At 66.8% G+C, this 17,966-nt stretch carries 16 protein-coding genes; 2 read left to right on the plus strand and 14 right to left on the minus strand.

Features of this window, described 5'->3' with window-relative positions; translation table 11 throughout:
* Positions 1-90 precede the first annotated feature (90 nt).
* The 7 genes from E3C22_RS10110 to miaA all read right to left on the minus strand — a co-directional run bounded on the left by E3C22_RS10110 (position 91) and on the right by miaA (position 9,192).
* Positions 91-1,221: an ATP-dependent DNA helicase gene (locus E3C22_RS10110; RefSeq protein WP_134761916.1), complete on the minus strand. Its 1,131-nt coding sequence runs from the start codon at positions 1,219-1,221 to the stop codon at positions 91-93.
* A 376-nt stretch (positions 1,222-1,597) separates the two neighbouring features.
* Positions 1,598-3,619 (minus strand): hybrid sensor histidine kinase/response regulator, encoded by a 2,022-nt coding sequence (locus E3C22_RS10115; protein ID WP_134761917.1) that lies wholly within the window; start codon positions 3,617-3,619, stop codon positions 1,598-1,600.
* 221 nt (positions 3,620-3,840) lie between these two features.
* Positions 3,841-4,416 (minus strand): acetolactate synthase small subunit, encoded by a 576-nt coding sequence (ilvN, locus tag E3C22_RS10120; protein ID WP_134761918.1) that lies wholly within the window; start codon positions 4,414-4,416, stop codon positions 3,841-3,843.
* A gap of 35 nt (positions 4,417-4,451) precedes the next feature.
* Positions 4,452-6,260 carry an acetolactate synthase 3 large subunit gene (locus E3C22_RS10125; protein ID WP_206026938.1) on the minus strand — a complete coding sequence of 603 codons (1,809 nt, stop codon included), beginning with the start codon at positions 6,258-6,260 and terminating at the stop codon, positions 4,452-4,454.
* 252 nt (positions 6,261-6,512) lie between these two features.
* Positions 6,513-7,346: a DUF1206 domain-containing protein gene (locus tag E3C22_RS10130; protein ID WP_134761919.1), complete on the minus strand. Its 834-nt coding sequence runs from the start codon at positions 7,344-7,346 to the stop codon at positions 6,513-6,515.
* Between the two features lie 69 nt (positions 7,347-7,415).
* A complete protein-coding gene (locus tag E3C22_RS10135; protein WP_134761920.1) occupies positions 7,416-8,198 on the minus strand; it encodes a GGDEF domain-containing protein in 783 nt (260 codons plus the stop codon).
* Positions 8,199-8,265: 67 nt separating this feature from the next.
* Positions 8,266-9,192, minus strand: coding sequence for a tRNA (adenosine(37)-N6)-dimethylallyltransferase MiaA (gene miaA / locus E3C22_RS10140; RefSeq protein ID WP_134761921.1), 927 nt, complete (start codon positions 9,190-9,192; stop codon positions 8,266-8,268).
* 24 nt (positions 9,193-9,216) lie between these two features.
* Here miaA and serB point away from each other — a divergent pair, with 24 nt between their 5' ends.
* A complete protein-coding gene (gene serB / locus E3C22_RS10145) occupies positions 9,217-10,104 on the plus strand; it encodes a phosphoserine phosphatase SerB (RefSeq protein WP_134761922.1) in 888 nt (295 codons plus the stop codon).
* Between the two features lie 35 nt (positions 10,105-10,139).
* Here serB and E3C22_RS10150 read toward each other — a convergent pair whose 3' ends face one another.
* On the minus strand, positions 10,140-11,402 hold the full coding sequence (locus tag E3C22_RS10150) for a hypothetical protein (protein WP_134761923.1): 1,263 nt from the start codon (positions 11,400-11,402) through the stop codon (positions 10,140-10,142).
* A 184-nt stretch (positions 11,403-11,586) separates the two neighbouring features.
* On the opposite strand from E3C22_RS10150, the gene E3C22_RS10155 reads away from it, so the two are divergent.
* A complete protein-coding gene (locus tag E3C22_RS10155) occupies positions 11,587-12,168 on the plus strand; it encodes a GNAT family N-acetyltransferase (protein ID WP_245514904.1) in 582 nt (193 codons plus the stop codon).
* Between the two features lie 122 nt (positions 12,169-12,290).
* On the opposite strand, the gene puhE is transcribed toward E3C22_RS10155, so the two are convergent.
* The 6 genes from puhE to puhA form a co-directional block, all read right to left on the minus strand.
* On the minus strand, positions 12,291-14,360 hold the full coding sequence (gene puhE, locus E3C22_RS10160) for a putative photosynthetic complex assembly protein PuhE (RefSeq protein ID WP_134761924.1): 2,070 nt from the start codon (positions 14,358-14,360) through the stop codon (positions 12,291-12,293).
* 210 nt (positions 14,361-14,570) lie between these two features.
* The gene (acsF, locus tag E3C22_RS10165; RefSeq protein ID WP_134761925.1) at positions 14,571-15,662 is read right to left on the minus strand and encodes a magnesium-protoporphyrin IX monomethyl ester (oxidative) cyclase; all 1,092 of its coding nucleotides are present in this window, start codon (positions 15,660-15,662) and stop codon (positions 14,571-14,573) included.
* Positions 15,659-15,961, minus strand: coding sequence for a hypothetical protein (locus E3C22_RS10170; RefSeq protein WP_134761926.1), 303 nt, complete (start codon positions 15,959-15,961; stop codon positions 15,659-15,661). The genes acsF and E3C22_RS10170 overlap by 4 nt, the downstream gene beginning before the upstream one ends.
* A complete protein-coding gene (gene puhC, locus E3C22_RS10175; RefSeq protein ID WP_134761927.1) occupies positions 15,958-16,470 on the minus strand; it encodes a photosynthetic complex assembly protein PuhC in 513 nt (170 codons plus the stop codon). Before puhC ends, E3C22_RS10170 begins: the two co-directional genes overlap by 4 nt.
* Positions 16,471-16,485: 15 nt before the next feature.
* Positions 16,486-17,181, minus strand: coding sequence for a photosynthetic complex putative assembly protein PuhB (gene puhB / locus E3C22_RS10180; protein ID WP_134761928.1), 696 nt, complete (start codon positions 17,179-17,181; stop codon positions 16,486-16,488).
* Positions 17,178-17,963, minus strand: coding sequence for a photosynthetic reaction center subunit H (puhA, locus tag E3C22_RS10185; protein ID WP_167591724.1), 786 nt, complete (start codon positions 17,961-17,963; stop codon positions 17,178-17,180). Before puhA ends, puhB begins: the two co-directional genes overlap by 4 nt.
* Between the last annotated feature and the right edge of the window lie 3 nt (positions 17,964-17,966).

Below are 17,966 nucleotides of genomic sequence, written 5' to 3' on the forward strand. Positions count from 1 at the left end.
CACCACCAAGAAGGCCTCGACCGTCCCCCCGGTCGGGGCCTTCGCCGTTTTCGGGCCGCGTCTCGCGCAAGGCGCAGAAGACCGAGCGCCTCAGCGAACGACGGTCAGCTTCTCCGCCGCCCGGGTGATCGCCGTGTAGAGCCAGCGCTCGCGGGTGTCGCGAAAGGCGAAGCTCTCGTCGAACAGCATGACGTCGTTCCATTGCGAGCCTTGAGCCTTGTGGACGGTCAGCGCGTAGCCATAGTCGAAGTCGTCGAAGCGCTTCTTCGTCGACCAGGGAACGTCGGCGTCGGGATCCTCGAAGGCCTGCTTCAGCAGGCGGATCTTCGCGGCGCCCTGGTCGATGTCGTCGTCGTCCGGCTTGACGATCAGGTTGACGCCGGGCTTCGCCGTCTCCCTCGAAGCGGTCATCACCTGCCAGAGCGAGCCGTTGAGGAGGCCCTTGGGCGGGTCGTTCCTGAGGCACACCAGCTTGTCGCCGGCCTGGGGCAGCGGCCCCTCGAAGCCTTTCAGCTGGCGCAGGCGGGCATTGTAGCGCCGGCGCGTCCGGTTGGTACCGACGAGCACCTGGTCGGCGGCGAGCACTTGTTCCGTCTCGACATCGCGCTTCGAGATCACCTGCGCCGTCGGGCCGTAGTCGCCATACATCAGCTCGCGGCCCTCGCGCACCGCCAGCGCCATCTCGATGATCGGATTGTCCCGCGCCTGGCGGTGGATCTCGGTGAGCAGGAAATCGGGCTCGGCCTCGGTGAAGAAGCCGCCGCCGGACACCGGCGGCAGCTGGCCGGGATCGCCGAGAACGAGGATCGGCGTGCCGAAGGACATCAGATCGCGGCCGAGCGCCTCGTCGACCATCGAGCATTCGTCGACGACGACGAGCTTGGCCTTGGCGACCGGGCTCTGGCGGTTGAGCGAAAAGGTCGGCGAAACGCGCGAGGTGCCGCTGGTCTCGTCCGAAACGGTCTCCTCGCCGCGCGGCCGGTAGATCAGCGAATGCAGCGTCCGGGCCGACTTGGCACCCTTCGTGCGCAGGACCTGTGCCGCCTTGCCGGTGAAGGCGGCGAACTGCACGGCGCCGTCGATCCCTTCGGCGAAATGCCGGGCGAGCGTCGTCTTGCCGGTGCCGGCATAGCCGAACAGGCGGAAGATCGGCTGGTTGCCATGGTCGAGCCAGTCGGCCACCGCCTTGAGGGCGTCGTCCTGTTGCGGCGTCAGTTTCACGCGCGTGTCTCCCGTCGCTCGCTCTGTCACTTCCTGCCGGGTCGCAACCCGGCCTGCCGCTCTTTCGCCGCTCGCCCGAATGGCGCGGCGCGGCCCCCTCCGGCCGGATGCCGGCGACAGCGCCGGGGCCACGGCCGAGCCGAGACCTTCTTGGAGGAAGCGGTCCTGCGCGAGATGTTCGACCGGTCGATGAAAACGCGGTCGTCGGCGTCATCGGTCGCAGGAATTGGCGGCAGGATCAAGCGCCGAGGCGCGATCGCGCGTCGGCAGGGCGGCCTATCCACGCCTGATGCATGGCAGGTCGAACGCCTCGCCCCTTGGTCGGCCCGAAAACCGGGATCGATGTCCGGTAAGCGCGATGCGCAGGAGCAAAGATCTAGCGCGATGCGCCGAGGACGGCCTTCGGCGGCGCTGCGCCATCGCCGGGCTCTCCGGCGTTTTCGAGAGGATCCGGCCGGACCGCCCGCTCGATCGCGCCCCTGAGATCGCGGATGCCGAACGGCTTCCGCAGCAGCACGCCGTCCGCCGGGTGATAGTCGATCGCATCCTCGGAATAGCCCGAGGCGAGGATCACCGGGAGGGCCGGCCATTGCGCCTTCACCGCCGCAGCAAGCTCGACGCCGGTCATTCGCGGCATCGCGTGGTCGGTGATCAGGAGGTCGATGGGCGGCTGGCCGCCATTCGACAGGATGCCAAGTGCCTCCTGTCCGGACCCCGCCTCGACGGTCTCGTGTCCGAGATCGGACAGCATCGCCACGACGTTCAGAAGGACGAGCGCGTCGTCGTCGGCGACGAGGATGCGCAGATGCCTGGCGGGTGGATTGTCCAAATCTTCGGCCTCGATGTCCTCGTCCGCCAGCGCGCCGAGACCTCCCCTCCGCGCTGCGGGCAACAGGAGCGAGATCGTCGTGCCCTTGCCCGGCCGACTTGCGATCGACATCCGCCCATGCACGGCGTCGACATAGCTCTGAACCATCGAGAGCCCCAGTCCGGTTCCCTTGCCCGCCGGTTTTGTCGTGAAAAACAGCTCCGAGGCCCGCGCCAGGGTCTGCTCGTCCATCCCGGTTCCGGTGTCGACGACCTGCAGCTCGACATAGCGCCGAGCCCCGCCATTCGCGGCAGCACCGGCGATCCGCCGGTTGCGGCCGCGGATTTCGATCGTCCCGCCGGTCGGCATGGCGTCGCGGGCATTGACGATGAGATTGATGAGGGCGAGTTCGAGCTGGTGCGGATCCACCTCGACGGGCGCCAGCGGCGACGAACAGCTGACCTGGACGGTGACGTTCGGGCCGATGGTGCGAAAGACGAGGTCGCCGAGCCCCTCGATCAGTTCGGGCAGCGCGACGGTCCGCACCCATTCCGGCCGTTCGCGGGTAAAGCTCATCATCCGGCCGACCAGGGCCGCGCCCCGCTGCGCCCCGATCACCGCATTGTCGATGAAGCCGCGGATCTCGCTGTCGAGCGCGATGCGCCTGCGGCTGAGTTCGAGATTGCCGAGAATCGCGCTCAGGAGATTGTTGAAGTCGTGGGCGAAGCCGCCGGTCAGCCGGCCGATCATCTCGAGCTTCTGGGACTGCGACAGCGCCAGCCGCGCATCGACCAGTGCCTGTTCGGTCTCCTGCTGCACCGAGCGGTCGCGCATCACCACGGCAAAGCCCGCAGGAGAGCCGTCGTCGCCGCGGATGGCGTCGACGATCCCGCTCATCGGGACGAGCTGGCCGTCCCTGTGCTGGTGGCAGCCATGGTATTCGTAGCGGCGACGCCCGAGAGCCGCCGTCAGGGTGCGGTCCGGCGCGCCGGCAATCCGGTCCTCGCCGGAGAACAGCTTCGAGAACGGCTCGCCGACGACCTCGGTGCCCCTGTAGCCGAGAATCCGCTCGAGCTCGTCGCTCCAGCCGCTGATCAGGCCGTCGGCATCGAGCATGCAGATCGCATGGTCGCGGAACCCGTCGAGAAGCTGGCGGAAGCGGTCCTCGGTGCGGCGCGAGACGCGCTCGGCGCTGCGGCGAAGGGTGCGGTCGCGGCAGATCGCGACATAGCCGCCAGGGCTGCCATCCTGCGGAGGCGCTCCCTGGATGGTCAGGTGAATCCAGATGCTGTTGCCGTTCTTGCGACGGCACCAGCCTTCGCTTTCGAATCGCCCATGCCGCGCAAGTTCCGCGATGACGTCGTCGACCGACGTGTCGGATGCCTCTGCGCGAAAGAAGAACTGGAAGAAGTTCAGCCCGAGGACGTCGTCGCTGACGTAGCCCTTGAGTTGTTCCGCACCACGGTTCCAGCTGGTGATCGTTCCATCGCCGTCGAGAAGGATGATCGCATAGTCGACCAGGCTATCGACCATTTGCCGATATGCCTGGTCAGAGATCGGGCTCGGGACGACGTGGGGCTGGGCCTGCATCCATCCGCCTGATGACGCGATTCGATCGCAATCAAGCTGAAGCGAAACCCCGCTGAAATCTACTGAAACCAATCAAAATAGCTTGCTATATCTGCGACATCTTGTCGCTTTATCATCCCCGCGCGGCGTTATGCCAGAAAAACGCCTCGGCAACTGGATGATGTATCCAATATATTTTTCCCTTATCTTATCATCAACATTCGGGGGGCATGCGCCAGGCGCTACATCCCCTCCTTGCCTCGCGACAACGCTGCCACTCCCGTCCGGCAGATCTCGACGAGGCCGAGCGGCGCCATCAGCGCCACGAACTTGTCGAGCTTCGAGGGCCGGCCGGTGATCTCGAAGACGAAGTGCTCGATCGAGGAATCGACGACCTTGGCCCGGAAGACGTCGGCAAGACGCAGCGCCTCGACGCGCTTTTCGCCATGGCCGGCGACCTTGACGATGGCGAGTTCCCGCTCGATCGGCCGGCTCTCGCCCGTCGCACCGGCCGAGGTGGTGAGGTCGACGACCCGGTGCACCGGCACGATCCGGTCGAGCTGGCTTTTCAGCTGCTCGATGACGTGCGGGGCGCCGCGGGTCACGATGGTGATGCGGGAGAGATGCTTCTCGTGCTCGGTCTCCGAGACGGTCAGGCTCTCGATGTTGTAGCCGCGGCCGGAAAACATGCCGATGACCCGGGCGAGAACGCCCGGTTCGTTGTCGACGAGCACTGCGAGGGTGCGGGCCTCCGTCGCCTCCTTTTCGGGCGTGATGAAATAGGCCGATGCGGGCGGCTGGACGGCAGGATTGGTCATGGTCGTTTCCGGTTGTCGTTTGTCTTTTTGGGCCGTCAGACCAGCACGCGGTCCTTGGCGTCGATCGCCTTGGCCACCGCCTCGTCGGTCGCTTCCTCCGGCAGGAGGATCTCGTTATGCGCCTTGCCCGACGGGATCATCGGGAAGCAGTTGGCGAGATTGGCGACGCGGCAGTCGAACAGCACCGGCGCGTCGACATCGAGCATCTCGGCGATCGCATCGTCGAGATCGCGCGGCTTGTCGCAGCGCAGGCCGACGGCGCCATAGGCCTCGGCGAGCTTGACGAAGTCGGGCAGCGCCTCGGTGTAGGAATGCGACAGCCGGTTGCCGTGCAGCAGCTGCTGCCACTGGCGGACCATGCCCATATACTGGTTGTTGAGGATGAAGATCTTGGCGTTCGCCCGATGCTGCACCGCCGTCGACATCTCCTGCATGTTCATCAGCACCGAGGCGTCGCCGGCGATGCAGACCGACAGCGCATCGGGATGGGCGATCGCCGCGCCGATCGCCGCCGGCAGGCCGTAGCCCATGGTGCCGAGGCCGCCCGAGGTCAGCCAGTGATTGGGCTCCTCGAAGCCGTAGAACTGCGCCGCCCACATCTGGTGCTGGCCGACTTCGGTGGAGATGTAGGTCTCGCGTCCTCGCGTCGCCTCGTAGAGACGCTGGACGGCATATTGCGGCATGATGACGTCCTCGCTCGGCCGGTAGGCGAGGCAGTCGCGGGCCCTCCAGGTCTCGATCTCGGCCCACCACTCGGCCAGCGCCTCGCGGTCGACGACGGCACCAGCCTCCTTCCAGGCGGCGACGAGATCCTTCAGAACATGGGCGACGTCGCCGATGATCGGCAGGTCGACCCGGACGTTCTTGTTGATCGAGGAGGGATCGATGTCGATGTGGATCTTCTTCGAACCCGGCGAGAAGGCGTCGAGCCGACCGGTGATCCGGTCGTCGAAGCGCGCGCCGATGCACAGCATGACGTCGCAGCCATGCATGGCGAGATTGGCTTCGTAGGTGCCGTGCATGCCGAGCATCCCCATCCAGCTCTTGCCGGATGCCGGATAGGCGCCGAGGCCCATCAGCGTCGAAGTGATCGGAAAGCCGGTCATCCCGACGAACTCGCGCAGAAGGCGCGAGGCCTCCGGGCCGGAATTCACGACGCCGCCGCCGGAATAGATCATCGGGCGCTTGGCGCCGGCGAGCAGCGCCACCGCCGCGGCGATGCGCTCCGGCTCGGCGGACAGCTTCGGCCGGTAGCTCTCATGGGTCTGGCTCGGCGGCGGCGGCGAATACATGCCGGTGGCGAACTGGACGTCCTTCGGAACGTCGACGACGACCGGCCCGGGGCGTCCGGTCCGCGCGACGTGGAACGCCTCGTGCAGGATGCGCGACAAATCATTGACGTCCTTCACCAGCCAGTTGTGCTTGGTGCAGGGCCGGGTGATGCCGACGGTATCGCATTCCTGGAAGGCGTCCGAGCCGATCAGCGTCGTCGGCACCTGGCCGGAGATGCAGACCAGCGGGATGGAATCCATCAGCGCGTCCTGCAGCGCCGTCACCGCATTGGTCGCGCCGGGGCCGGAGGTCACCAGCATCACCCCGGTCTTGCCGGTCGAACGGGCATAGCCTTCGGCGGCATGGCCGGCGCCCTGCTCGTGGCGGACGAGAACGTGGCGAACCTCGGACTGCTGGAAGATCTCGTCATAGATCGGCAGCACTGCGCCGCCCGGATAGCCGAAAATGTCGGTCACCCCGTTGTCGATCAGCGCCTGGACGACCATCTCGGCGCCCGTCATCTCCCGCGCACCCGTCATCTCGGGGGCTTTGCTATCGGCCTTGCTGTCCATCGCTTCCGTCTTTCCCGTCGGCGCCCGACCTGTCGTCGGAAGGGCATTTCACTGAATTTTCGGCAATAAAAAAGGGCCTCTGGGGCCCTTGTATCGCGCACACGTGGCTATCGCCGGGCGGCCCTCAGACCGCCACGCGTGTGCGCATTCCTACGAGAATCAGCTTCGTCGTCATGGCGCGCAAACTAGGCGGCAGGCCGAGTGGCGTCAACGGATTTTTCGCCGTGCCCCCGCATTGCCTCGAAAACCGTCTCAATCGACGCCGGGAACATCCGGCATGTTGATCCGCCGGTAGATCGCCTCCGCGACGCAATAGACGCCGAAAGCGATCAGCCCGAGACCGGTCAGCGACAGGAAAAGCCAGCCGAAGCTCCAGCCCGAAATCTCGCTCAGAGCCGCGTCGAGGCCCGGTGTGTCGCCGGAGCTGTACTCGGCCGCACCCGTCGCCAGAAGGCCGGCAAGGACCATGAAAGTGACGCCCCTTGCCAGCAGTCCGAACTGGCAGACCGGCTTGAGGATGCGCCGCCGGGCCTCGGGGATATCCATATATTTCTCGAAACCCGCCTTCGCGCCCTTGATGAAATGCGCGATCGCCGCCCCGGCCATGCCCGCGGCGATGAGATAGGTGAGCCAGATGCCGAAGCCGGCTTCATAGCCGGCGGAGATGGCGCCGCCGCCACCGCCCTCGCCGCCGCCCGAGCCGAGGCCGATCACCAGCGACGCTGCATAGAAGGCCAATGCGCCATAAGAGAAGGCGCTGACGAGAAGCCCGCCGCGCACGAACACGCCCTTGGCGCCGGTGCCGTGATTGTCGACATCCATCAGCACCTGGATCAGCCGCCAGGCCGAAAAGGCCGCGAGTGCCACCACCATCGCGACGAGGAGGATCGTCCCGAAGACCGAACCGGCAATCACCTCGATGGCGTCCTTGGTGTCCATCGCCTCGCCGCTGGCGAAGGCGGCACGGAAGGAGAAGTAGCCGACGATCAGAAACACCAGGCCTCTTGCCGCATAGCCGGCTCGCGCGGCGGATTTCAGCCAGTCCTGTCCATCCTGCGGTACGAGACTATTGGTTGTGATCGTCATGGGGTCCTCCTTGCGGAGGGAAGACGCACAGCGTGCAGCCTTGGTTCCTTGCGGGGTCGCGCGCGGCGGTCAGATCACCACGCGATTGCGCCCCGCCTGCTTGGCCAGATAGAGCTTCACGTCCGCGCGCTTGATGATCTCGGCCGGGGCGTCGCCCGGCTTCACCGCGACGATGCCGATCGAGGCGGAGACCGCGAGCCTCTGGCCGTTCACCTCGACCTTCAGCCGGAACAACTCGTCGCGCAGCTTCTCGCCGAAACGCCGCAGATCGTCCTCGCCGAGATTCGGCACGATGATGGCGAATTCCTCGCCGCCGATCCGGGCGACGACGTCGTGGAAGCGGGTGTGCTCGAACAGGCAATAAGCAACCGCCTTCAGCACCTCGTCGCCGCCGTCATGGCCGTGGCTGTCGTTGATCGACTTGAAGTGGTCGAGGTCGATCAGCAGCAGGCCGAGCGGCTTCTCGATGCGTGCAAACTCGGCGACATATTGCTGCAGCGCCTCGTCGAAGAAGCGCCGGTTGTGCATCCCGGTCAGCGCGTCGGTCAGGGCAGCGGCTTCGAGAACCTGCGAGCGCTCCTTGAGGATGCCGGTCAGCGAATGGAGCTTGCCCTGCTCGCGGTTGTGGCGGCGCATCAGCGGCAGGATCACGAACAGCGCCCCGAGACCCGCGGCGGCGAGCAGCCCCAGGGTCAGCCAGGTCATCCAGGCGTGCTGGGCACGGAAGGCGGCGTCGGCGCCGGCGACCAGCGAGCGGTCGATCACCAGATAGTTGGCATAAATGACCGACGCCGCAGCGACGACGGCACCGATGACGAACGCGACCGACAGCTCCGCCCTGGCAAGTTTCATCTTTTCTGGACGTCCCCTGGATCGATGCCGGCAAGTATAGGGAAAAGGCTCTACCGAGCGGTTAAGGTCAGCCCTCCAGACCGACCGCAAGGGCGTCTGCCGCAGCGATCCGACGCCAACGATCGTCGAACTGGTGGCGAAACCAGGTTTCCTGGCGCTTGGCATATTGCCGGCTGCGGATGATCGCCCGCTCGCGCGCCGCTTCGTAAGTCGTTCTTCCTTTGAGGAAATCGGAGAGTTCCTGAAGGCCGATGGCCTTTCCGACGGTGCGGTCGTCAGCGAGCCCTTTAGAAGCAAAGCGCCTCTCGAAGCTGCGCACCTCGTCGAGCGCGCCGGCCGCCGGCATGGCGTCGAATCGCTCGGCAATGCGGCGGCGAAGCTCCGCCCGTTCCGGCGTCAGCACGACCATCCTCGCCCGGTCTGGGTCGATCAGCGCCCGTCCCGTGCCGCTCTGGAGCGCCGAGAGCGACCGGCCTGCCACCTCGCCGACCTCGAGCGCGCGGGCGATGCGCTGGCCGTCGCTTGGGGTAAGCCGCGCTGCCGTCGCCGGATCGCTACGAGAAAGCTCGGCATGCAGCGCCTGCGGCCCCTCTTCGGCGAGCCTCGCCCGCCATTTCTCCCGGATCGCCTGTGGCACGGCCGGCATTTCGTCGAGAAGCCCGAGCAGCGCCTTGAAATAGAGGCCTGTTCCGCCGCAGAAGATCGGCAGGAGCCCGGCCCCGCGAAGCTCGCCGAGAACTCGTTCGGCATCCTTCAGGTAGCTGCCGGCCGAATAGTCGGCCCGCGGATCGACATGGCCGTAGAGGCGATGCGGCACCCGCGCGAGATCCTCCGCGGCGGGCCGGGCGGTGAGGATTTCGAGCCCGTCATAGACCTGCAGGGAATCGGCATTGACGACGGCACCGCCGTGCCGCTCGGCGAGTTCCATGGCGAGCCGCGACTTGCCGCTGGCAGTCGGGCCGGCTATCAGGATCGCCTCGATTTTCCCCGTCATCGCCCCCTCACCGGCAGTTTCTCTATGCATGTCGCAACGCTCATCGCCCATCCCGCGGGACCCCATCTTTCCGAGGAAGCGATCGGCGCCGTCGCGGACCGGCTCGGTGTCTCGGCGCATGCGGCAGAGTGGCTGGCCGAGGGCATCGCCGCCGACCTGCCGCTCGGCGACGCGCCCACCGCCGCGGCCGTCGACGCCGCCCGGGAGGCGGCTGGCGGCTATGGGCTCGACCTCGTGGTGCAGGAGGCTGGGGGCCGCCGCAAGCGCTTTCTCATCGCCGACATGGATTCGACCATGATCGAGCAGGAATGCATCGACGAACTCGCCGCCGAGATCGGCATCAAGGACCAGATCGCGGCGATCACGGCGCGGGCGATGAACGGCGAGATCGCCTTCGAGCCGGCCCTTCGCGAGCGCGTCGGCCTGCTGAGGGGACTTGCCGAAAGCGTCGTCGACAAGGTCATCGCCGAGCGCATCCGCTTTGCCGGCGGCGGCAAGACACTGGTCGCGACGATGCGCGCCCATGGCGCCCACACAGCCCTGGTCTCCGGCGGCTTTACCGTCTTCACCGGACCGATCGGCACGGCGCTCGGCTTCCACGAGAGCCGGGCGAACCGGCTGATCGCGAAAGACGGCAAGTTGACCGGCGAGGTCGGCGAGCCGATCCTCGGCGCCGAGGCGAAGGTCTCAGCGCTTCGGGAGATCTCGGCCGAGAAGGGTCTCTCGCCTGCCGACGTCATCGCCGTCGGCGACGGCGCGAACGACCTGCCGATGCTGCAGATCGCCGGGACGGGCGTTGCCCTCCACGCCAAGCCGAAGGTCGCGGCCAACGCGCCGCACCGGGTGGATCGCGGCGACCTCACCGCCCTCCTCTACATCCAGGGCTACCGCCGGCAGGACTTCACCGGCTGAGGCCTTATCCTCGCCGCGGCCTTGTCCATCAGGCTTCAGCAGCCGTGGTCGCGCAGCATCGCGTCGTAGATCTCGACCATGCTGCCGGCGTCGTAGCCGGTGCCGGTCGCATCGAGCGCTTCGGCAACGCGCGAATTGCCTGCCGCGAGCCGTTGGCGCTGGGCCCTGATGTCGGCGCAGAGGCCGGTATCGCCGGACTCGCCCGGGGCTGCGGCGGCATTTTCGGCCGGCGGGAGTTCCGCCTGCAGCGGCGGCGACGGCTCTGCAGCCGGCTGCGCCGGTGCCGGCGCGGCATCCTCGCTCCCCTTCGGCGGCGTGCCGAAGCAGGTGCGCTGGACCCAGGTCGCGACATTGGCGGCGCAGAGATCGTCCATGAAGGGATGATGCATCTCCTTGACGCCCGCCTTCATCATCGCCGCCACGACGAAGTTGCCGTCGACGCCGAGTTCGAAGGCATAGTCGCGCACCTGGCCATAGACGTCGCTGTCGTCGGGGATGGCACGGCCGCCGCTGGCGATGCGGTGGAAGCCGAGCTCGGGATAAGGCGACCAGATGGTCCGGTCGGCACCGCCGAGAAACACCAGCGAACAGGCCGACTGGCAGTTGTTGTAGAGCTCGGTCGCAAGGCCCCTCTGGCGAATGTAGCGACCGGCCTTCACCGCATCGCCGACGCTGCCGCCGGCCGATCCGAGCTGGATTTTCTTCGCCCCCGGGTTCTCCTCGATGGCCGCCTTGAGCTCTTCGTAGAAGCCCTTTTCGACATTGCCGAGGACGCGGATCGCCTCGCCATCGACCTCGACCAGCGCGCGGCGGCTGTCCTCCCGGATATGGTCGCGGCCGGTGATGCCGAACTTGCCGACGCAGTCGAGATTCCAGGCGCGGATCCGCTCGATGTCCGATTCCGCCAGATAGGTCCTGGCAAGATGCGCCCAGTTGGAGCGGGAATTGCTCTCGACTCCCTCGGCAAAGCCCGGCTCGTCGTCCGGCTGCGGTGGATCGGGCTGAGCCACCAGAAGCGGCGTCAGGTGATCCTTGCCGAGCATGATCGACAGGATGTGGCAGCTGTGAATGTCGACATCGACCTCGTTGAGCAGCGTGCCGACCGAAAAGGTGCCCTTCGACCGCATGATCGTCGCAAGCCGGTCGGCATCGGCTTCGGCTCTCGCGATCTCGCCATTCCACCAGGCGGGATCGACATTGGCCGCAGCAGCGGCCGGGCGCGGCGCCGAAATCGCGGCCACCGCGACGAGGACCGCAAATGCGCCGGCGAGGCACGAGCGGAGGATGCGAGACATCATGGTGTCACCCTTCGGGGATGATCTGCTCGCCGGAAAAATCCGAGAGCGGGGTGCCGAAGATACCGTGTCGGAAGATCGGAGCAACCCGCCCGTCGGCCATCACTTGGCGCCGACAGGACGATCGGGCCATGATGTCGGAGCGACCGTCGGGCCGCATCAAGAACCGTCCGCCGGAGAACATGCCATGGACATGCGCAGGCCCATCGTCACAGAGCGCACCCGTGTCCGGCGCTGGGAGGAGCGCGACCGCGACGCCTTCCATCGCCTCAATCTCGACGAAACGGTCATGCGGTTCTTCCATATGCGCCGGACCCGCGAAGAGTCCGACGGGGTGATGGACGAGTTGAACGAGCGCCTCGATCGCGACGGCTATTCGTTCCTGGCACTCGATGCCGGCGGGTCCGAAGCGGCGGTCGGCATCCTCGGCATGGCGATCGTCAAGCCGGTCATGCCCTTTGCGCCGGGGATCGAGATTGGCTGGCGGCTGCTGCCGGATTATTGGGGCAAGGGCTACGTCACCGAGGCTGCCGCTGCCTGCCTCGACCGCGCCTTCGCCGAGCCTGATCCTGTCGGCGAGATCGTCAGCTTCTGCAACGAGGAGAACCGGGCATCCGAGGCGGTCATGCTGCGGCTCGGATTTTCGCGAGCCGAGGATTTCGACCATCCCTCGGTGCCGGCTGACACCCATCCGCATCTCGTCCGCCATCGGCTCTATCGCCTGAGGCGGGAGGATTTCGCGCCTGAACGGAAAATGCGGGGCGACTGAGCCGGCAAGTCAGCGGGTCAGGACCTCCGCCCGAACAGTCGCGAACGAGTGCGACCCCCGCCGCAGCTTGGCGGCGTCCGACGGAAGCGGGCCCAACCCCCGGGCGAGGCAGAGGAGCGGGCCTATTCCGCCGGCAGGATGTTGACGGCCGGCGCATGCACGCTGAGCGGCGGCTCGGCCTCCGGCGCCGGCTCGACCAGCCCGCCTGTCAGATCGCGGAACGCCCGGTCGAGCCACACGGCATCCGGGTCTGCGCCGATCGCCAGTGCCCGCGGCGTCTCGCCCGGTTTCGGCACATGCGCCGCCATCGAAGCCCTGCCACCGGCGACGTCGAAGCGCAGCCAGCCGCCGCGGGTCTCGACGATGCCCTTCATCCGGTCGATGCCGCCGCCCTTCCCCTCGACGACCCTTGCGAGCACGGCGCGCAAGGCATCGGCGTCGATCCTGCCGGAGAGCCGCCGGCTCCATGACGACAGGCCGAGCCCCGGCTCGTCATGGTGATGATGCCCGTGGTGGTCGTGGTGCCCGTGGTGGTCGTGGTGGTCGTGGTGGTCGTGGTCGTCGTCGTGGGAATGGTCGTGATCGTGGCTGCCCTGGCTGGAGCCGTGATGGTCGTGGCCATGATCGGGGGCGTGACGATCGGGGGCGTGATGGTGGTGCCCCTCCGACCCTTCGGACACTGCCTCGCCCGCCGCGCCGTGATGGCCGGTTTCGCCGGCCTCGTGACTGTGGCCGGGCGCATGATGATGGCGATCTGCGCCGTGGGCGACATGGGCGTGAGCGGGCGCCGGACGGGGGGCGTCATCCTCGTCCACCGCCGCCTCGTGCCACTTCGACAGCGCCGCCGCCGGGTCGAGCCCGCCCTCGACGACGCCGTAGCGCGCCGTCATGATCGCCGCCGCCGGATTGAGGGCGGTAAGCGTCTCGCGGATGGTCTCGATCTCGCCGGCCGAGACGAGGTCGGTCTTGTTGAGGATGAACACCGGGGCGAGCTTCGCCTGGATGCGGAAATAGTCCGGCATGCGGGCGAAATCCTTGAGGAACGCCCCGGCGTCGATCACCGTGTAGAGCCGTAGCGACCTCGTCAGCCCGGCAATCTCGGGCTCGTTGAGGACGCGCAGCAGCGAGGCGACGTCGGCGACGCCGGAGGGCTCGATCAGCACCCTCTGCGGCTTGATCCTGGCGACCACCTCGCGCAGCTGCATCGAGAGATCCTTGCGCAGCGAACAGCAGATGCAGCCGTTGGAGAGTTCGACGACATCCGCCCCCTGCCCTTCGAGCAGCGAGCCGTCGATGCCGAGTTCGCCAAAGTCGTTGACGAGGACGACGGTCTTCACGTCGGGATCGGCCTCGGCCAGCATGTGGCGCAGCGTCGTCGTCTTGCCGGCGCCGAGGAAGCCGACGACGATCTCCGCCTCGAAAGGCTGGCGCTCGCCCCGCGACTTCAGCGCCGGCGACCAGATGGCGCCGGCCGGCATCGGCAGGACGAGCATCCAGTGTTCGAGGATCGCCAGCGCCATCAGCACCGCCAGGAAGGTGTAGCCCGCCCGCTCGAAGGCGCTCGCCCCTTCCGCCACCGCCGCGACGACGAGCAGTGCGGTGATCACCGTCGAGATGGTGACGGAGAACGGAAAGAGCAGGTTCATCGAGCGCTTGTTGAGGAAGCCCTTGAGGAACTCCAGATGCTCCGGCAGGAACTCCTCGTTGAGGTTCCTGACGCCGAAGAAGACGTTGAGCTTAGCGCTCTGATGCATCCACCACAGCACCATGAAGGTCCACATGCCGATCTGGTTCGGCGCGCCCCAGGTGAGCCAGACGACGATCGCCGCGGCGGCGATGATTGCAAGCTCATGGTAGAGGCTGGTCTGCACCGCATGGACGAAGTGCGCGAAGCCCCGGCAGTTCTCCGGGCATGGCTGCTTCCGCGGGCCGGTGACGTAGCCCATGTAGAAGCTCATCTCCTGCCAGCCCCAGGCGAGCAGGCCGAAGGTGAAGGCGAGATAGGCGCCGGTGACGCTGGCATCCTCGGCCGAGCGCTGCAGCCCGATCAGCGAGACGGCGAAGATCAGCGTCGCGCCGATCATCGAGTATTTGAAGGTCTTTTTCGGCAACCCGTCGAGATAGATGATCGCCACGGTCGAGGCCCACCAGACGAAAAGGGCGAACAGCGCCGGGTAGAGATATTCGGTCATGGCGTGACTTCTTTCATGCCGGTTCGGTGGATACATCCGAGAATTTGCGGGGCTTCGATGCGGCGTCATCCTCGGGCTTGTCCCGAGGATCTACTGTCGGCCATTTCGTCCGATTCGTTTCCGAACGGCTTATCTGGCAAAGCTCCGTCGTTGCGATGGCAGTAGATCCTCGGGACAGGCCCGAGGATGACGGGCGTTACCGCCTTTCGATCACCACGCCGGCTGCAGCCGGCTTTCCGCCGGGATCTCGTTGCGGATCGCCGGCAGCGTGTAGAGCCGCGCGAAGGTCAGCGCCGCCGCCGCCTTGCAGCGCCAGACCTTCAGCCGGCCGATCACACCGCCCTGGCGCGAGGCCACCTCGATGTCGCGGTTGATCCTCAGCAGCCGCTCGAGCCCCGCCTTGAAGCGCGGATCGTCGATGTCGAGCATCACCGGGAAGACCTGTTTCGAGATTTCGTTGGTGATGCGGAACACCTTGAAGCCGTAGTCGGACGGATCGAGACCGAGCGCCTTATGGAATTCCGGCCGGGCATGGTCGCGCACATACATCGTCGCGTAGACGGCGAGGAGGAAGAAGCGGACCCAGAGCTTGTTGCGGCCTTGAAGGGTGTGCCGCTCCGCCCGCATCAGCAGCGAAAACGCCTCGCCATGGCGGAACTCGTCGTTGCACCACTTCTCGAACCACTTGAAGATCGGATGGAAGCGCCGCTCCGGATGCTGCTCCAGATGCCGGAAGATGGTGATGTAGCGGGCGTAGCCGATCTTCTCGGAGAGATAGGTGGCGTAATAGATGAACTTCGGCTGGAAGAAGGTGTACTTCTTTTCCTTGGTGAGGAAGCCGAGATTGACGCCGATGCCGAACTCCTTCAGCGCGTCGTTGATGAAGCCGGCATGGCGGGCCTCGTCGCGGCTCATATAGGAGAAGAGCTCGCAGATGTCGGGGTTGGTGCCGCGCCGTTTCATCTCCTTGTAGAGCACGCAGCCGGAGAACTCGGCGGTCAGCGAGGAGACGAGGAAGTCGACGAACTCCTTCCGCAGGCCCTCAGGCAGATCGTCGAGGGAGATCGTGTCCCAGTTTTCGTCGCGCTTGAAATGGCCCTTGTTGGGGTCGGACTTCATCTCGGCGATGAGCGCGTCCCATTCCCGCCTGACACCCGAGACGTCGACCTTGTCGAGCTTGTCGAAGTCGGTGGTGTAGAAGCGCGGCGTCAGCAGGGTGTCCTGCTGGGCGGTCCTCGTGGTCTCGTTCGGCGCCTCGGCGCGGACCGGCCTTGCGTCGGAGATCTTGGCGTGCGCGTTCATAGGCTTGCCCTTTCCGAGAAGGAGAATTCGCAAAGTTCCATGAATTCGAAATCGCCGGTCGCCCGGGTCCACAGCCGCTCCAGCGGGCCGGCCCGGCGGATCGTCGCGTGGCGCCTGAGATAGGCCGTCTCGCCGTAAGGCACCTCGACGGGCGCGCCATGCACCAGCACCTCGTCGCCTGGCTGGACGGTGACGCCGCCATCGAAGCGGACATGGGCGTGCAGGCTGTCGAAGGTGTTGGAAACCTCGACGGTGCAGCAGACGTCTTCGGCCCGCTTCTTCAGCAATCGCTCGATCATTTCGAAGCTCCCTCACTGGCGCCTGCGCCGGCAGGCAACATCTTGGCGAAGGCCTCGGCCTGGAGTTTGCCGAAGGCCCTCAGTTCCACCTGCTGGCGGGTTTCGGGATCCTCGACCACCAGGCGGCCGTCGGATTTCAGCGCCAGGACGAAGGGCCCGGCGTCGGAAGCGCCCTTGCGGACGCGGTCGCGGCTGAGGTTGCGCAGCACCTCCACCGTGAAGGCGCCCTGCCCCGCAGCCACCTCGACCAGCGGCTCGCGGCTCGATGCGTCGATCACCGCGACCGAGCCGTCGGCATGCTCGTCGATCTGCAGGCCGCGCGACGCGACGGTGCCGACCTCCGGCGTCTCGGCGAGGCCGATGCCCGTCGTGCGGCCCATGCCGATCGCCACCAGCGCCGTCAGCGCCAGCGCCCCGGCGCCGATCAGGATCGGCTTCGGGATCGGCTTGTCCTGATCCGGGGCGATCTTGATCTGCCCGTTGCGGATGGCGGCAGCGAGACCTCTCATGGCAACGCTCCCGCCCTAGACCGCCGCCGGCCGCGCGCCGGAGAACCCTGCCTTAGCCTTGCGGACGCCGCTCCTCGCGCCGGCAGCCGGCTTCGGCTCGGGCATCGCCGGGCGCTTGCCGCCCTGCGAGGCAACGAGCGCGTCAGACACCAGCCGTGCCGCAGCGGCGGCATCCGGCACCGCCCGCAGCATCGGCTGGGCGGAGCCGAACTTCCAGGGCCGGGCATAGGGCCAGAGCTGGAAATAGGAGGGCCGCCCGGCCTTGCCGATGGCAAGCGGAATGTCGCCGGATCCGTCGGAATTCAGCTTCAGCGCCGCATGGTCGATCTCGCCGAGCGGGATGTTGAGCTGCGCCGGCAGCGCGACGCCGTAGCGCATCACCAGCCGGCGCGGCGTCAGCGTGAAGCTCGTCGCCCGCGCCGTAACGAAGGCGAGAAGCATGATCAGCCCGACGCCGAGGCCGAGCGCCGGCAGCAGCGTCGCGGCATCGGCAAAGCCCGCCGCCCAGGAGCCGGTGTCGTGATGCGTCGCGCCGATCTTCCACAGCGCGAAGGCGAGGAACCAGATGCCGACGAGCCTCAGCCGGTAGGCGGTGAGGGCGAGCCGCCACCAGTCCGGCTTTGCCTGCCAGAGGATCGCCTCGCCCGCCGGCAGCTCGTCCTCGGTGACGACCGGCTTGATGTCGTCGAATTCGTCCATCTCGGCGCTCATGACAGGGCATCCTCCGTGGGCGAGCCGTCGTAGAAGGCGCCGCCGGCGAAATAGCCGTTGAGGCGGTCCTCCTCGCGCATGGTGATCTGGTCGGCGCTGGCGAGCGGCGGGATGCGCGAGAACTGCGACCGCGTCAGCTGGCCGAAGCGGACGATGCCGAGGCCCTTGCGGATGTTGGCGAAGGCGAAGGGCGCCAGCACCCTGCGGCCGCCGCTCTCGACATTTGCGTCGATCTCCAGATAGCGCGGGAAATATTCATGGGCGTTGATCCAGACGTCGGCGACGGTGCCGACATCGAAGCCGTCACGGGTGACGACGCGCATGCCGATCGGGTCGATGCCCGTCTCCTCCAGCCGGTAGTGCGGATGATTGCGCAGCGGCGTCAGCTTCAGCGAGCCGTCGACGGTGAGATCCGGCGTGTCGGATTTCAGCGCGTAGGAGGCCGGGCCGATGCCGTCGACCAGCGGATCGCCGGACGGCATGATCGGCGAGCCGGGAAATTCGTAGGCCGAGAAGGCAGCTAGTTCGCGTGCGGGTTCGGGCCGCGGCGCCATCACCGTACCGCCATGCATCAGCCGGAAGACCTTCGGCGCCGGGATCGGCGGGAAGCCGACGACCTTCATCCGGCCGCCGGTGCCGAGCGTGCGGTCGCTCTCGAGCGGATAGCCCTCGCGCTTGTCCTCGCCGCGCAGGTAGTAGACCAGCCCGAGGAAGAACAGGAAGAACAGGATGACGAGCAGCAGCGGAATATCGAGCTGCTCCGTGAAGGAATGACCTGGCAAGAC

The organism is Jiella endophytica (assembly GCF_004519335.1).
Taxonomy (GTDB): domain Bacteria; phylum Pseudomonadota; class Alphaproteobacteria; order Rhizobiales; family Rhizobiaceae; genus Jiella; species Jiella endophytica.

Bases quoted from the DNA above. Each gene is read 5' to 3' on its own strand.
- E3C22_RS10115 (WP_134761917.1), bottom strand. From the start codon at position 3,619: ATGCAGGCCCAGCCCCACGTCGTCCCGAGCCCGATCTCTGACCAGGCA.
- ilvN (WP_134761918.1), bottom strand. From the start codon at position 4,416: ATGACCAATCCTGCCGTCCAGCCGCCCGCATCGGCCTATTTCATCACG.
- E3C22_RS10125 (WP_206026938.1), bottom strand. From the start codon at position 6,260: ATGGACAGCAAGGCCGATAGCAAAGCCCCCGAGATGACGGGTGCGCGG.
- E3C22_RS10130 (WP_134761919.1), bottom strand. From the start codon at position 7,346: ATGACGATCACAACCAATAGTCTCGTACCGCAGGATGGACAGGACTGG.
- E3C22_RS10135 (WP_134761920.1), bottom strand. From the start codon at position 8,198: ATGAAACTTGCCAGGGCGGAGCTGTCGGTCGCGTTCGTCATCGGTGCC.
- miaA (WP_134761921.1), bottom strand. From the start codon at position 9,192: ATGACGGGGAAAATCGAGGCGATCCTGATAGCCGGCCCGACTGCCAGC.
- serB (WP_134761922.1), top strand. From the start codon at position 9,217: ATGCATGTCGCAACGCTCATCGCCCATCCCGCGGGACCCCATCTTTCC.
- E3C22_RS10150 (WP_134761923.1), bottom strand. From the start codon at position 11,402: ATGATGTCTCGCATCCTCCGCTCGTGCCTCGCCGGCGCATTTGCGGTC.
- E3C22_RS10155 (WP_245514904.1), top strand. From the start codon at position 11,587: ATGGACATGCGCAGGCCCATCGTCACAGAGCGCACCCGTGTCCGGCGC.
- puhE (WP_134761924.1), bottom strand. From the start codon at position 14,360: ATGACCGAATATCTCTACCCGGCGCTGTTCGCCCTTTTCGTCTGGTGG.
- acsF (WP_134761925.1), bottom strand. From the start codon at position 15,662: ATGAACGCGCACGCCAAGATCTCCGACGCAAGGCCGGTCCGCGCCGAG.
- E3C22_RS10170 (WP_134761926.1), bottom strand. From the start codon at position 15,961: ATGATCGAGCGATTGCTGAAGAAGCGGGCCGAAGACGTCTGCTGCACC.
- puhC (WP_134761927.1), bottom strand. From the start codon at position 16,470: ATGAGAGGTCTCGCTGCCGCCATCCGCAACGGGCAGATCAAGATCGCC.
- puhB (WP_134761928.1), bottom strand. From the start codon at position 17,181: ATGAGCGCCGAGATGGACGAATTCGACGACATCAAGCCGGTCGTCACC.